Origin of the sequence: Streptococcus sp. 1559 (assembly GCF_013276735.1) — a bacterium.
In the GTDB taxonomy this organism is placed as follows: domain Bacteria; phylum Bacillota; class Bacilli; order Lactobacillales; family Streptococcaceae; genus Streptococcus; species Streptococcus pseudopneumoniae.
Map to the genome: position 1 here is coordinate 1 of NZ_VMLO01000039.1, position 14,376 is coordinate 14,376.

General features: G+C 38.6%; 11 protein-coding genes, 3 pseudogenes and 1 riboswitch. Of the genes and pseudogenes, 12 read left to right on the forward strand and 2 right to left on the reverse strand.

The annotated features are described in order from the left end of the window. Positions 1-299 precede the first annotated feature (299 nt). Together HT688_RS06250 and trkA are read right to left on the reverse strand one after the other, a co-directional pair. A pseudogene (locus HT688_RS06250) lies at positions 300-1,487 on the reverse strand (TrkH family potassium uptake protein); the annotation flags it as partial. Positions 1,488-1,490: 3 nt separating this feature from the next. Then, complete coding sequence (gene trkA, locus HT688_RS06255) at positions 1,491-2,840, reverse strand: Trk system potassium transporter TrkA (RefSeq protein ID WP_172923658.1); 1,350 nt, start codon at positions 2,838-2,840, stop codon at positions 1,491-1,493. 187 nt (positions 2,841-3,027) lie between these two features. Here trkA and HT688_RS06260 point away from each other — a divergent pair, with 187 nt between their 5' ends. The 12 genes and pseudogenes from HT688_RS06260 to HT688_RS06315 all read left to right on the forward strand — a co-directional run. After that, positions 3,028-3,876, forward strand: coding sequence for an SAM hydrolase/SAM-dependent halogenase family protein (locus tag HT688_RS06260; protein ID WP_001063603.1), 849 nt, complete (start codon positions 3,028-3,030; stop codon positions 3,874-3,876). Positions 3,877-3,891: 15 nt separating this feature from the next. After that, a complete protein-coding gene (locus HT688_RS06265) occupies positions 3,892-4,437 on the forward strand; it encodes an ECF-type riboflavin transporter substrate-binding protein (protein WP_000795930.1) in 546 nt (181 codons plus the stop codon). A gap of 283 nt (positions 4,438-4,720) precedes the next feature. Continuing rightward, positions 4,721-6,403: an ABC transporter ATP-binding protein gene (locus tag HT688_RS06270; protein ID WP_000656513.1), complete on the forward strand. Its 1,683-nt coding sequence runs from the start codon at positions 4,721-4,723 to the stop codon at positions 6,401-6,403. Further along, positions 6,388-7,218, forward strand: a complete 831-nt coding sequence (locus tag HT688_RS06275) for an energy-coupling factor transporter transmembrane component T family protein (protein ID WP_001148088.1) — start codon at positions 6,388-6,390, stop codon at positions 7,216-7,218. Before HT688_RS06270 ends, HT688_RS06275 begins: the two co-directional genes overlap by 16 nt. A gap of 192 nt (positions 7,219-7,410) precedes the next feature. After that, complete coding sequence (locus HT688_RS06280; protein ID WP_000181376.1) at positions 7,411-7,914, forward strand: tRNA (cytidine(34)-2'-O)-methyltransferase; 504 nt, start codon at positions 7,411-7,413, stop codon at positions 7,912-7,914. Positions 7,915-7,967: 53 nt separating this feature from the next. Next, a riboswitch (FMN riboswitch) is annotated at positions 7,968-8,186 on the forward strand. A gap of 163 nt (positions 8,187-8,349) precedes the next feature. Further along, positions 8,350-8,913: an ECF transporter S component gene (locus HT688_RS06285; RefSeq protein ID WP_000185825.1), complete on the forward strand. Its 564-nt coding sequence runs from the start codon at positions 8,350-8,352 to the stop codon at positions 8,911-8,913. Then, positions 8,903-9,553, forward strand: coding sequence for a phosphatase PAP2 family protein (locus HT688_RS06290; protein ID WP_000653436.1), 651 nt, complete (start codon positions 8,903-8,905; stop codon positions 9,551-9,553). Before HT688_RS06285 ends, HT688_RS06290 begins: the two co-directional genes overlap by 11 nt. 111 nt (positions 9,554-9,664) lie before the next feature. Continuing rightward, the gene (locus HT688_RS06295) at positions 9,665-10,537 is read left to right on the forward strand and encodes a helix-turn-helix domain-containing protein (protein ID WP_000525619.1); all 873 of its coding nucleotides are present in this window, start codon (positions 9,665-9,667) and stop codon (positions 10,535-10,537) included. Between the two features lie 199 nt (positions 10,538-10,736). After that, entirely contained in the window at positions 10,737-11,957 is a 1,221-nt protein-coding gene (locus HT688_RS06300) for an MFS transporter (protein WP_001091363.1), read from the forward strand. A 26-nt stretch (positions 11,958-11,983) separates the two neighbouring features. After that, positions 11,984-12,112, forward strand: a pseudogene (locus HT688_RS06305) (phosphatase PAP2 family protein); the annotation flags it as partial. Between the two features lie 595 nt (positions 12,113-12,707). Then, on the forward strand, positions 12,708-13,910 hold the full coding sequence (locus tag HT688_RS06310) for an MFS transporter (protein WP_172921869.1): 1,203 nt from the start codon (positions 12,708-12,710) through the stop codon (positions 13,908-13,910). A gap of 94 nt (positions 13,911-14,004) precedes the next feature. After that, positions 14,005-14,376, forward strand: a pseudogene (locus HT688_RS06315) (transposase family protein); the annotation flags it as partial.

Genomic DNA, 14,376 nt, shown 5'->3' on the forward strand with positions numbered 1-14,376 from the left:
TCTATTATAGCATACATAAGTATATACAACAAACAAAAAGTTGAAAAATAGTCGGAAAATCCAGATGTACCAAGGGATTAAGTAAGGTCGGCGGAAAATTAAGTGATAAAGTCGGGCAGATAGATCTGACGCAGTTTGAAGAGATTTTCATTGAGGATAAGTCAGGTACTGAAATGTCTGATCGGGATTTAAAGATATAATAAAATGAAATAAGAATAGGACAAATCAATCGGGACAGTCAAATCGATTTCTAACAATGTTTTAGAAGTCCAGATGTACTATTCTAGTTTCAATCTACCATACTTGAGAATTTTATGCTGGGTATCCTTATCAATCACCGTTTGATTCACATGGAGAGTCAAAACACGGTGGGGAGATAGAATGGACAAAATTTGATTTTTGGCAATTTTTGAAAGGATAAGGCCTCGAATAACCTTGAGTCCACCTGCAGTTGAACCAGCAGAACCACCGATTGCCATGAGGAAGAGGAGGATAAACTGGGAGAAGAGGGGCCAGTTGGTAATATCTCCGTAACCAAAACCAGTTGTTGTAATGATGTTGGAAACCTGGAAGAAGGCCATTTCAAAGCTCTTTGAAAACTCTGGGTAGAGGTAGAGGGTGTTGAGGCTAATCAAGCCTGTAGAAAGCAGTACAATGACCAAGTAAGCTCGAAGTTCTTCATCTCCAAAGAAGGCTTTGACACGACGGAGCATAAGGTAGTAGTAGAGATTGAAATTTACCCCAAAAACCAAAACTCCGATACTAACCAGATAGGTAATCAGTGAGCTACCATAGTGGGCAATTCCGTCGTTATAGACGGTAAAGCCTCCTGTACCTGCTGTTCCCATGGCAATGACAAAACTATCAAATAGGGGCATACCAGCTAAATAATAGATGATGACAAAGAGGGAAAAGAGAGCTAGATAAAGAAGATAGAGAATCTGGGCAGTATTTTTGAGTTTGGATACAACCTTGCCAAAAACAGGGCCAGGAACCTCAGCCTTCATCACTTCTAGGTGACTATTTTTGGCATTGTCCATAATAGCAAGTGCAAAAACAAGCACTCCCATCCCTCCAATCAAGTGGGTAAAACTTCGCCAGAAGAGGAGGGAACGACTGAGAACCGAAACGTCATTCAAAATACTTGCTCCAGTAGTTGTAAAGCCAGAACTGATTTCAAAAAAGGCATCAATAACGCTGGGAATTTGCCCAGTAAAAACAAAGGGGAGACCGCCAAAGAAAGACCAAAGGATCCAACAGAGGGCCACAATCAAGATTCCCTCCTTGGCATAAATCCGTTGATTTTTTGGCTTTTGTAAAATTCCTGAACCGCCTAGTAATACGAGAATCCCAATCGTTGTAAAGAGGGCTGTAAAGACTTGGCTCGATTCACGGTAATAGATAGCAACAGACACAGGAACCAAGAGGAGAACAGCTTCAATCAAAAGTAACTTTGAAAGGAGGTAACGAATCATACTTTTATTCATTTCTTACCTCGCAATTAAGTCATAAATCTTGGTGATGTTTGGCAACAAGGTTGTTACTAGGAGCTTGTCTCCGACTTCCAACATATCCTCCCCAGTTGGGAAAATAGTCTTGCCCTTTCGAATGATGGCTGCAATAAGAACCCCTTTTTTCAGTTTCAGTTGAGAAAGAGGTTTGGCAGTCATTTTATTGGCTTCCTTGATATGGAATTGCAGGGTTTCGATTTGGCCATTGGCTAGATGGTGCATGGCTTGAAGGTCTGAATACTGGGCATTAACACGACCACGAATAAAATGCATAATCGTATCTACAGCGATACTTTTAGGTGTGATGATACTTGAAAAATCAGGCGCATTGATAATCTCGAGGAGACTGGTCCGATTGACCTTGGTAATATTTTTCTGTACACCTACCCTGTCGAGGAACATAGAGGTAATCAGATTTTCCTCATCGACTCCTGTTAGAGTCGCAACGGCATCATAGTGTTGGGCGCTTTCTTCCAGCAGGATATCTTTTGCGGTACCATCTCCTTGAACGATGTAGAGATTTGGGAATTTCTCGCTAAAGAAAATAGCGATTTCAGGATTGATTTCAATAATCTTAGTATCAATACGACTATCTTTGAGGATACCTAGTAGATAATAGGCAATTCTACCAGCTCCAACAATAAGAAGACCCTTCACGGCACGAGACTTGAAATAATTATGGAAGAGCATCATATCAACACGGTTACCAGTGACAAAGATTCTATCTTTATCCTGTACAGTCATGTTACCGCTTGGAATGATAATTTGATGATCTCTTTCTATCGCACGACAATGACATTGCCAAATTTTTTTCCGAAAATCAGAAATGGGCATTTGGCAAAGACTACTGGAGGATTTAACAGTGAATTCCATCAAGCTGACCCGTCCACCAAAGAAACGTTCGACAGATAGAGCGTTGGGGAAGTCAATGATGTTGGCGATAGCGCGGGCAGCCAAGAGCTCAGGGTTAACGATAAGAGAAAAACCGAGAATATTCTTTTCTTTGAAATAGGAGTTAGAATATTCAGGGTTCCGCACCCGAACGATGGTCTCTTTAGCTCCCATTTTTTTGGCTAGAACAGCTGCAATCATGTTGACTTCATCGTACTCAGTCAGGGTGATAAAGATATCACAATCTTGGACGCTGGCTTGCTCAAGAATGGCAAAATCGACCCCGTTACCAAGGATACCCATGATATCAAAGCGACTGACAATATGATTGAGAACAGCTTCGTCTTGCTCAATCAGCAAAACATCATGCTTTTCTGCAACCAAGGAGCGACAGAGGGCAAAACTAACTTTTCCCCCTCCGACAAGGATAATTTTCATAATAAAACCTACTTTTTCATGATGTAACTATCATATCCTTTTTCAAAAAAAATGCACCTACTAGCCAATAAGGGAGAACTTTTAGCGGAAATCTGCTATAAGGTAAAACTATACCCTAAGCAATTGAAATAGCTATTAGCGACTTTCTCTGAAATATGGTATGATAAAGGATATACAAGGAGATAAAATGAATAATAATTTACTGGTATTACAATCAGACTTTGGTCTGGTTGATGGTGCGGTATCGGCTATGATTGGAGTGGCTTTAGAAGAGTCTCCAACCTTAAAAATTCATCACTTGACGCACGATATCACACCTTATAATATTTTTGAGGGTAGTTACCGTCTCTTTCAGACGGTGGATTACTGGCCTGAGGGAACGACTTTTGTATCGGTTGTCGATCCAGGTGTCGGCTCGAAACGTAAGAGTGTGGTTGCCAAGACTGCAAACAATCAATACATTGTCACGCCAGATAATGGGACTCTTTCTTTTATCAAGAAACACGTTGGTATTGTAGCCGTTCGTGAAATTTCTGAGGTAGCTAATAGGCGTCAAAACACAGAGCATTCTTATACTTTCCACGGTCGTGATGTCTATGCCTATACTGGTGCTAAACTGGCCAGTGGTCACATTTCTTTTGAGGAAGTGGGGCCAGAGCTCAGTGTGGATCAGATTGTGGAACTTCCAGTCGTAGAGACCATTAGTGAAGATCATCTGGTGAAGGGAGCCATTGATATTCTGGATGTGCGTTTTGGTTCGCTTTGGACCTCTATTACGCGAGAAGAATTTTACAAACTGGAACCAGAATTTGGTGACCGTTTTGAAGTGACCATCTATCACGCTGATATGCTGGTCTATCAAAATCAGGTTGTTTATGGCAAATCATTTGCAGATGTGAGAATTGGGCAACCCATCCTTTACATCAACTCTCTCTATCGTTTAGGTCTGGCTATCAACCAAGGTTCCTTTGCCAAGGCCTATAATGTAGGTGTCGGTTCATCTTGGACCATTGAAATAAAGAAAATAGAATCATAAAATAGGAGAATATAGATGAAAAATCAATCAATTAAACAAGTTGTTGCTGTAGGAATTGGCGCTGCCCTCTTTGTCGTCATCGGGATGATCAACATTCCGACCCCTGTTCCAAATACAAGCATCCAGCTTCAGTATGCGGTACAAGCGCTACTTTCTATTATTTTTGGACCGATTATCGGTTTGCTTGTCGGGTTGATTGGTCATGCAATCAAGGACTCTCTTGCTGGTTACGGTCTGTGGTGGACTTGGATTATCGCTAGTGGGCTCTTTGGTCTAGCTGTGGGGCTATTTAGAAAGTACGTTCGCGTGATCAATGGTGTCTTTGACTGGAAAGATATTCTTATTTTTAACCTCATTCAACTACTTGCAAATGCCCTTGTTTGGGGTGTCTTGGCACCACTTGGAGATGTTGTGATTTATCAAGAAGCTGCAGAAAAAGTATTTGCCCAAGGAATTGTTGCGGGAATTGCTAATGGTGTATCTGTAGCTATTGCAGGAACTCTTCTCTTGCTTGCCTATGCAGGAACTCAAACTCGTGCAGGAAGTTTGAAAAAGGACTAAAATGATGGAGAAGGCTGGGCAACCAGTCTTTTTCGATGTTTATAGATTAGTTAGGCAAGTAAGCTAGGATAGGAATCTTTTTGGCGCTAAGTTTTTAATAGAAGAGTCTGCAAGAAGGGGTAGATTTATGATAAAATAGAAGTCTAATACTCTGCGAAAATTAAATTCAAACCGCGTCAGCTCTATCTGCAACCTCAAAACAGTGTTTTGAGCAACCTACGGCTAGCTTCCTGGTTTGCTCTTTGATTTTCATTGAGTAGAAGAAGCGAATGAAGAGAGTAAGATGAAAGAAGCTATAATTGAGTGGAAGGATTTCTCTTTCCAGTATGAAACACAACAAGAACCGACCTTGCAAGGGATAGACTTGACCATTTACAAGGGAGAGAAAGTCTTAATTGTTGGACCATCTGGATCAGGTAAATCTACCTTGGGTCAGTGTTTGAATGGGATTATTCCCAATATTTACAAGGGTCAGACATATGGAGAATTTTTGATAAAGGGTCAAACAGCCTTTGATATGAGCATCTATGATAAGTCTCATCTGGTTAGCACAGTTTTGCAGGATACAGATGGGCAGTTTATCGGCTTATCTGTGGCAGAGGACTTGGCTTTTGCTCTAGAAAATGATGTAACAAGTCTAGAAGAGATGAAAAGTCGTGTTCATAAATGGGCTGAAAAGCTGGACCTTCTCCCTTTACTAGCTCAGCGTCCTCAAGACTTGTCTGGTGGACAAAAGCAGCGAGTTAGTCTAGCCGGTGTCTTGATTGATGAAAGTCCGATTCTCTTGTTTGATGAGCCACTCGCCAATCTGGATCCCAAGTCAGGTCAGGATATTATTGAATTGATTGATCAGATTCATAAGGAGGAGGGGACGACGACCCTTATTATCGAGCACCGTTTGGAAGATGTTCTGCATCGACCTGTGGATCGGATTGTCTTGATAAACGATGGCCGTATCCTCTTTAATGGAAGTCCTGATCAGTTATTGGCGACTGATTTGTTGACCCAAAATGGAATTCGCGAACCCCTTTATCTCACCACTCTCCGTCAATTGGGTGTGGATTTAGCCAAGGAAGAACAGTTAGCAGATCTGGATAACTTGTCTATCTCAAAAGGTCAGGTTCAGTTGCAGAATGAACTGGCAAAAGAGATGCCAGATTTGCAGTCACTTTTTAGACTAGAGGAGGTTTCTTTTTCTTATGATGATAGACCGATTTTAAAATCCCTACATTTGGATATTAAAAAGGGTGAAAAGATTGCCATTGTCGGGAAAAATGGAGCAGGGAAGTCAACTCTAGCCAAGGCCTTAAGTAGCTTTATTCAGACGGAAGGTCGCTATCTTTGGGAAGGGCAGGATATAAAAGGAGATTCTGTTGCAGAGCGGGCGGAACGAGTAGGCTATGTGCTGCAAAATCCTAATCAAATGATTTCAACTAACATGATTTTTGATGAGGTGGCTCTGGGACTTCGTTTGCGAGGTGTGGATGAGAAGGAAATTGAAACGAGAGTCTATGAAACTTTGAAAATCTGTGGTCTCTATGAATTCCGTAATTGGCCTATTTCTGCCCTGTCATTTGGTCAGAAAAAACGTGTCACTATTGCCTCGATTTTGGTTTTAGGAGCTGAAATTATCCTCTTAGATGAACCGACAGCAGGTCAAGACCAGAAGAACTATACTGAGATTATGGAATTTCTCGAAGAGTTGCATCAAAAAGGTCATACCATCGTCATGATTACGCATGATATGCAATTGATGCTGGATTATTCAGACAGGGCCCTTGTCATGGTTGATGGAGAACTGATTGCTGATACTGATCCAGCTAGTCTGTTGAGCAATCCTGAGCTGTTAGTAAAAGCCAATCTAAAAGAAACTTCAATCTTCAACTTGGCTAAAAAACTAGACGTGGATCCACTTGCTTTAACGGCATTTTACAAAGAAAGGAGAGAAGGATGCAAGCTAAATTAATTGGTTACCAGCATAGAGATACTGTGATTCATCGCTTGTCAGGAGCTGGTAAACTTCTCTTTTTCATCCTCGTGTCATTGGCGGCCATGATTAGCTATGATACCAGACTGCTTGTTCTGATTGCCATCTTTTCGGTCTTTCTCCTCTATTTGTCAGAAATCCGTTTTAAAGATGTTTCCTTTGTGGCCGTTTTTGCGACGGTATTTGCCGTTTTAAACGTTTTGATGGTCTATCTCTTTTCTCCTGAGTATGGGGTTGGACTTTACGGAGAGAGAAGTGTGATTTGGCAGGGAATCGGTGCCTACACTCTGACCAGCCAGGAGCTCTTTTATCTGCTAAATCTGGCCATTAAGTACCTTTGTACCATTCCTCTGGCTATTATCTTTTTGATGACAACCCATCCTAGTCAGTTTGCTTCTAGTTTAAATCAAATTGGTGTGCCTTACAAGATTGCCTATTCAGTCAGTCTGACCTTGCGCTATATTCCAGATTTGCAGGAAGAATTCTTTACTATCAAAATGTCTCAGGAGGCGCGTGGGATGGAATTATCCAAGAAAGCTTCTCTTATGCAACGAATCAAAGGCAATTTGCGCATTATTACTCCCTTGATTTTTAGCTCGCTAGAACGCATTGATACCATCGCGACTGCCATGGAGCTTCGGCGCTTTGGGAAAGAGAAAAAACGCACTTGGTATAGTTATCAGGCCTTGAAAAAAGGAGACTATCTTACCTTGTTCTTGGCAGCCTTGTTTTTAGTAGCTAGTTTACTACTTATCTTGCAGAATCAAGGACGATTTTACAATCCTTGGAAATAGCTTGAAAAAATTGAAAAAATCAAGTCGTTTCTATTGACAATGATTCTGAAAGTGTTATACTAAGAAAGTAGTTTCGCTGATTTACTTCAAACCTGTTGTGAGGTAAGTTAACGATGCCTTAACCACGCTGTTTGCTGAGCTTGACTCCGGGCAGTGTGGCTATTTTTTTGCAATGGTGAAAGGAAGCAAGTCATGACAAATCACATTGTATTATTTGAACCACAAATTCCACAAAATACAGGCAATATCGCGCGTACTTGTGCTGCGACCAATTCTCCCCTCCACATCATCAAGCCAATGGGCTTTCCTATTGACGACCGCAAGATGAAGCGAGCTGGATTGGATTATTGGGATAAACTAGAGATTTATTTTTACGAGAGTTTGGAGGATTTCATGTCTCATATGAAGGGCAAACTCTATCTGATCTCAAAATTTGCTGAGAAAGTGTATTCTGATGTGGATTTATCGACTGACGAGGACCATTATTTTCTCTTTGGACGTGAAGACAAGGGCTTGCCTGAGGACTTTATGCGAGAACATCCTGAGAAGGCTCTCCGTATTCCCATGAATGATGAACATGTCCGCAGTCTCAATGTGTCTAATACCGTCTGCATGATTGTCTACGAAGCCCTCCGCCAGCAGCACTTTGCAGGTCTTGAGCTCGTTCATACCTATGAAGCAGATAAATTGAAATAAAAAATGAAAATGAACAAAATGCTTGCGCTTGCAAGCGTTTTTTGTTATGATAAAAGAGTCTTCAGGGCAGGGTGTGATTCCCGACCGGCGGTAAATTTGACTAGCTATTTTAGCTTTCTCGTCGTTGTCTTGTCTCGATATACTTTAAGTATTATCTTCGACTGCGACGCCTAGATAAATCTAAAATATCTTAGCCAAATAAGTCCGCGAGCGCAAGCTGATGTGGTGAGATTCCACAACCGACAGTATAGTCTGGATGGGAGAAGACGAAAGAATAGCTTTGTCTGTTCTGATAGATTTATAGCTAAACTGTAACCGCTTGCTTGAATTTCCTTAATAGAGTGAGAGGGAACTTTTGGGATATAAAAAGTGAGAATAGATAGAGGAATCCTTTCTAACTTCTTCTGATTTTATAGAAAATTGGAGGAACCTGTTATGACAAACACACGTCGACTTTCGACCATTGCGATCTTATCAGCCATCTCATTTGTGCTGATGTACTTTGACTTTCCGCTCTTGCCAGCGGCATCCTTCCTCAAGATCGAATTTAGTATCTTGCCAGTCCTTGTGGGTCTGGTGGTCATGGATTTGCCTGCTGCTCTAGGAGTGCTCTTGCTTCGCTCACTCTTGAAATTGCTTCTTAACAGCCAAGGAGTGAATACTTACATTGGTTTGCCGATGAATATCGTAGCTTTGGGAGTTTTTGTCATCGTATTTGCTTTGATTTGGAAAAAGGAACGGACAACCCTTCGTTTCCTACTAGGCTCTCTAGCTGGAACTATTGGTTTAACCTTTGCCATGTTGGTTCTCAACTATGTTTATGCTGTTCCTTTGTACGCTAAGTTTGCTAACTTTGATATTGGAAAAATTTTGGGACTTTCCAACTACCTAATGACCATGGTATTACCTTTTAACTTGATTGAGGGTGTAATCTTTTCCGTTTCATTCTGGTTGTTGTACGTCCTTTTGAAACCAACCTTAAAACACTATGAAAGATAAACAAACATTTTTAATGAAGGGCAGTTTTGCCCTTTTACTTTTCGTTATTCTTGGCTACATGGTCAAATTTTACCCTGAAACGCTGGTCGGTTTTGACCAATTGATTCAAACGGTAGTTCGAGGAGATTTGCCAGATTACTTGACTATTCTTTTCAAAGCCATCACACGCTTGATTGATATCCCAGTGATTATCACTTGGGTTGTTATTACAGCTTTTGTCTTTTATCGTAAGCGATGGAAGATAGAAAGTTTCTTCATGCTGGGGAATTTGGCTTTAGCGGGTCTTTTAATCGTGACCTTTAAAAATATCTACCAGCGCCCACGACCAGCTATCTTACATCTTGTGGAGGAGAAGGGATTTTCCTTCCCAAGTGGGCATTCTCTGGCTGTAACTTTGATGGTAGGTACTCTGATTGTCATTCTCAGTCAACGAATTAAAAATCCAGTCTGGAGAAAAATTGTACAAATCGTCCTTGGCCTCTACCTAGTTAGTGTGCTGGTATCAAGGGTATATCTGGGAGTTCATTATCCATCAGACGTTCTTGCCAGTCTCTGTCTGGGTTTGGGAGTCCTGTTTATCGAATTTCCCTTCTATGACAAGATCCGCTTCCAATGGCGATTTAAAGGCAAGCAGAAGTGATGGAAAAGATAAAAAATTGTACAAATACAAATAGAACCATATGAAATATATACTTGAAACATGTTTTGGTGTTTGATATATTTTAATAAATAAAGCAAGGAGGAAGAAAGTGTGGGTATGCTATTAGCGACACGATTAAAAAATAAAAGAAAGGAATTAAAATTATCTCAAAAAGAATTAGCTGAGGGGATTTGTGAGCAAGGGCAGATTAGCCGTATGGAGCAAGGTAAATATTCACCTGGGTCAGAATTACTCTTTCAACTATCTAAGCGATTGAAGGTGAGCATGGATTATTTCTTTGAAGATACTGAGGTTTCTAGTTTAGAAAATATTGATAAGTTTAAAGAATTATCTAAGAAATTTTTGGATGAGAGGGAATATGAATCTCTCCATTACATCTATGAACTGGAAAAATCTAAACGTACTCGTCTATCTGCTAAAGACCAGATTTATTTGGACTGGATTGATACATTAGTTCAATTCTGTTATTTAAATCATCAAACAGGGGCAGTTGCGAAACTGGAAAAAATACTGTTATCTCTGAAAAAATCTGATTTTTACTATCTACAACTGGGAAATACCTTGGCTAATTTTTATTTTGATATGGGGCAGGAAGACACATATCAGGAACTCTATCAACTTTTAAAAGAGAACCTCCAGTCACTATCTGTTCATCATTTGGAACAGTTAGAATTGATGATTAAATTCCGATATAACTATTGTAGATATTTGTGGTTGAATGAACGAACATCTGAAGCTATAGCAGAAATTACAGAAACGATAGCTATTTGTAAAAGATATAATAGTAGTTATCGATTAGCAGATTTGTATTGTTTATTGGGAAATATAAGCGAGAGCTTTGCTGAAAGGGATAGGATACTAGGTTTTTATCAAGTATCTTATCAGCTTTACAAGCACGAAGAGAACCAGAGAATGATGCTAGAAATTGAGAAGGAAATGAAATTATTGGAAAGTGAAGATTAAGAAAAAGATTTGTATTTTTAGATAACTTAAATTCATATTTCAAAAAAAATAAAAAAACACCATAAAAATTATTGACAAACCAAAATTGATGTATTAGAATATCATCAATAGTTTTTGATTTTGGTATTGGAGCTTTGGGGATATATTGGGCGTTGTTAGGATTTCAATTTCCTTTTGAGCTGAAGAAGGAGGCAATCCAATGAATACTTTTCTGACCAATAAAAATTACCGGATGTTGCTAATTAATCAATGGGTTTCGTCATTTGGTGATACGCTGTTTTATATTTCATTTATTTCTTATGTATCGGGATATAAATTTGCTTCATTAGCTGTTCTTTGTATAACAGTTTCGGAGACTTTGCCGCAGATTTCTCAGTTGTTCACAGGCGTTATTGCCGATTTTCAAAAAAATCGTGTTGCAAAATATATTGCTATATTGGCAAGTAAGTTTCTGCTTTATACTCTATTGACACTGTTTGTAACGGATAAGAACTTTTCTATGGGGATGGTTTTTCTTATTTGTGGCATCAATCTTTTATCAGATACCATGAGTTATTTTGCAGGTGCTATGATTTCTCCTTTGTATGTGAGGATTATAGGAGATGATATGACAGATGCTATGGGGTTTAGACAGGCAACTGCTGGTGTAGTTAATATTCTTAGCAACCTTACAGGTGGAGTTTTGATTGGGGTCATCAGTCTTCAGATGTTTGTGGGTTTGAATGCTTTGACCTTTCTTTTTGCACTGTTGGGTGTGGTGTTTATTCGTACTTCTTTGAGAGATATTGAGGGACAGATGGAGGTTAGTAAAAGATTAACCGCAAAATCTTTTGGAGAGCATTTCCTCTATTCTATGAAGATATTGTCAAGTTTTCCAACCATCATCAAATTAATATTCATTGCAGCTATGAACCAAGTGATTTTAAGCATTATTACCCCTTTAACGACTTTGATGTTGATTCATCATCCATTTATCTTCTTTGACACTGGGAAATCCATTGCAGCATTGTCAGTGGTTATTTTTTCAGGAACGATTGTGGGAAGTTTTTTGAGTGGAGGTATCCTAAAAAATATTCCCATAAAAATGATTGTCTACTTTGAAGAAATTATGCATCTCTGTATTCTCTTTTCTTGGTTGATCAATCATTTCCTCCTTTTATTGGTAGTTGTCTTCTTATGCGCAGTTGCAGTAGGAATGATGGGGCCTCGGATTTTCAACCTTGTATTCTCGATGGTTCCAGAAGAAGTCATGGGAACCATCCAGTCAGTGCTTGGAGTATTCAATGTTGTTGTACCAGGAATTCTTAGCATGCTCATCGTTGCCTTAGCGAGTGCTACAAACCTAAAAATCACAGTGCTTCCACTTTTTATTTTTGTATTGACTGCCTTAGCAATTGTGAAAGCAATGAAAATAGAGTAATAGTAGTATGAACTACTGTCTCTTTTTGGGTGGGAGTTCATTACCCATCAGACGTTCTTGCCAGTCTCTGTCTGGGTTTGGGAGTCTTGTTTATCGAGTTTCCCTTTTATGACAAGCTCCGCTTCCAATGGCGATTTAAAGGCAAACAGAAGTGAGTATCGAATTCCCTTGAGGAGAAAGAAATGAAAGTCAATATAGCATATCTTCATCCGACTCAACTATACTTATTAGAAAAATGGACCATTCTGTATTATCCCATTACGCTGATTTAAGTTGGAGGAGCTCTTCCCATGCAACCTTAGAGCTTATAAAGAGTCCGATCAATACCGTCCAGCTAGAAATTAGGAGGAATCAGCAAGTGATTCCCCTGTCCCTCATAGAGTGATTATAAAACCATACGATAAATGTACCTCCTTAATTAATAAAATCAGACTTTACATGTTTAGAGAGATCACTGTTCCCAAGAGATACCATAATTCCTACCGTAAGCAATATTATATTTCTATCTATTTTAGTCACCACCTAAAACTATGATTTTGCAAGAAAGGTTATGGAATTCTCAAGCAATATGGCTAAAATTAGATAGATATACAAAAGGAAAGGTAGAAGCTTTCATATGTATGGTATATCAACACGAGAGCATAGTAATTGCGTAAAATATATTTTTTTGCTATACTAATCAATATTTATTTGCAAAAGGAATGAGTTAAGATAAGCAATAATAATTTTAAATACTTACTTTGCAATCAAATTTTTAACTTGATTGCAAATATTTTTTTCAGTGTAACAATCATCTCAAAGGTTTATTCACAAAGTAATTCTATCAGTGAATCAACATTTGTTTTGATAATAGGAACTATTTCAGCAGTTATAGGAGGTTTGATTGGACCTATTTTTTTAGACAAAATTTCACATAAAAATGTATTGTCGTTTACTAATCTGATTGGTGGGCTAGTTACTCTGTCTTATACCATTATCAGTTCATTTAATGATAGTATTATAATAACCTATTCCACAGTCTTTTTAATAAGCATCACCAATAGTTTTTATACTCCTGCACGTCTAGCTATTGTTCCTAGTATAGTTGATAATGATGCGATAGTAAAAGCAAACGGTCTCACCCTAAGCATTCGTCAATCCGTTCAAACAGCAGGCTGGGCACTTGCAATTCCATTGTCTACGTTACTAGGTTTGCAATATTCATTATATTGTATATCTTTGTGTTTCTTGCTCTCCTCAGTTCTAAGTTTTTATATTCACGTTGAAAAGAATCAACATAAACCAAACTCTTCCAAAAGTTCATATGTATATCAAATTTTTGAAGGTCTCATACCTATAAGGGATAATCCTGTCATCAGGGATATAACTATTATGGATATTATTGAAAATTTTGCAAATGTGATTTGGACATCTTCATACCTCCTAGCATTTACAACCACTATCCTTTTAACAAGTGAAACTTGGTGGGGATACCAGGGTTCAGCATACTTCTTAGGGATTATAGTTGGAGGAGGGGTAATAACAAAATACTCTCATAAACTTCAACATTTTCCAGGAAAATTTTTGTTTATATCATCACTTCTTGTTACACTACTCACACTATTTTACACTGTTAATAGAAGCCCTATCATAACAATTATTATTTCTTTTCTAGTCGGCCCCCCTGCACAAATTAGAAATATAATTCAAGAATCAATTATTCAAGAAAAAGTTGATCCTAGTATATTGGCAAGAGCTTTTGCTGCCAGAAGTGTTTTAATGCAACTAATGTATGCTGTAGCGCTAGTTTCATTTAGTTATCTAGCAGACTTAATTGGAATTTTGCCAGTATACTTTATTTCAGTTATCATTTATTTTGCAATTTCATTTATTCCTGTAATATCGTCAGCATTAAAAAAACACTGTGAAATTATGTATTTTTATGGAGATATAAGACTTCATATATCGTTTTGAGTAGTTTATGAGTACAAGCTATGATAGTTTCCATCTTACTGCCTCCTATTCCATTAGATTAGACTTCCTGTGAAACAAAAATATGATACAATAAAATTATGAAGCAAGTAAACAACTAACTGATACACGATTTAAGCTCCTTGTTGCTGTTCAGCGCACGACTTTTGAAGAGATGTTAGCCGTATTAAAAATTAAACACGCAAAAGATGGATAAAAACCTAAATTAAGCCTAGAAGACCTTCTGATGGCCACTCTTCAATATGTGCGAGAATACCGCACTTATGAACAAATTGCGGCTGATTTTGGTATCCACGAAAGCAACTTAACCCATCGGAATCAATGGGTTGAAGTAACTCTTGTTCAAAGTGGTTTTACGATTTCAAGAACTCCTCTCAGTTCTGAGGATACGGTAATGATTGATGCGACGGAAGTAAAAATCAATCGCCTTAAAAAACAATTAGCGAAT

What these genes read in the sequence shown, in the direction of transcription:
- HT688_RS06260 (WP_001063603.1), top strand. Translation starts at nt 3,028, where the DNA reads ATGAATAATAATTTACTGGTATTACAATCAGACTTTGGTCTGGTTGAT.
- HT688_RS06265 (WP_000795930.1), top strand. Translation starts at nt 3,892, where the DNA reads ATGAAAAATCAATCAATTAAACAAGTTGTTGCTGTAGGAATTGGCGCT.
- HT688_RS06300 (WP_001091363.1), top strand. Translation starts at nt 10,737, where the DNA reads ATGAATACTTTTCTGACCAATAAAAATTACCGGATGTTGCTAATTAAT.
- HT688_RS06285 (WP_000185825.1), top strand. Translation starts at nt 8,350, where the DNA reads ATGACAAACACACGTCGACTTTCGACCATTGCGATCTTATCAGCCATC.
- HT688_RS06275 (WP_001148088.1), top strand. Translation starts at nt 6,388, where the DNA reads ATGCAAGCTAAATTAATTGGTTACCAGCATAGAGATACTGTGATTCAT.
- trkA (WP_172923658.1), bottom strand. Translation starts at nt 2,840, where the DNA reads ATGAAAATTATCCTTGTCGGAGGGGGAAAAGTTAGTTTTGCCCTCTGT.
- HT688_RS06280 (WP_000181376.1), top strand. Translation starts at nt 7,411, where the DNA reads ATGACAAATCACATTGTATTATTTGAACCACAAATTCCACAAAATACA.
- HT688_RS06270 (WP_000656513.1), top strand. Translation starts at nt 4,721, where the DNA reads ATGAAAGAAGCTATAATTGAGTGGAAGGATTTCTCTTTCCAGTATGAA.
- HT688_RS06290 (WP_000653436.1), top strand. Translation starts at nt 8,903, where the DNA reads ATGAAAGATAAACAAACATTTTTAATGAAGGGCAGTTTTGCCCTTTTA.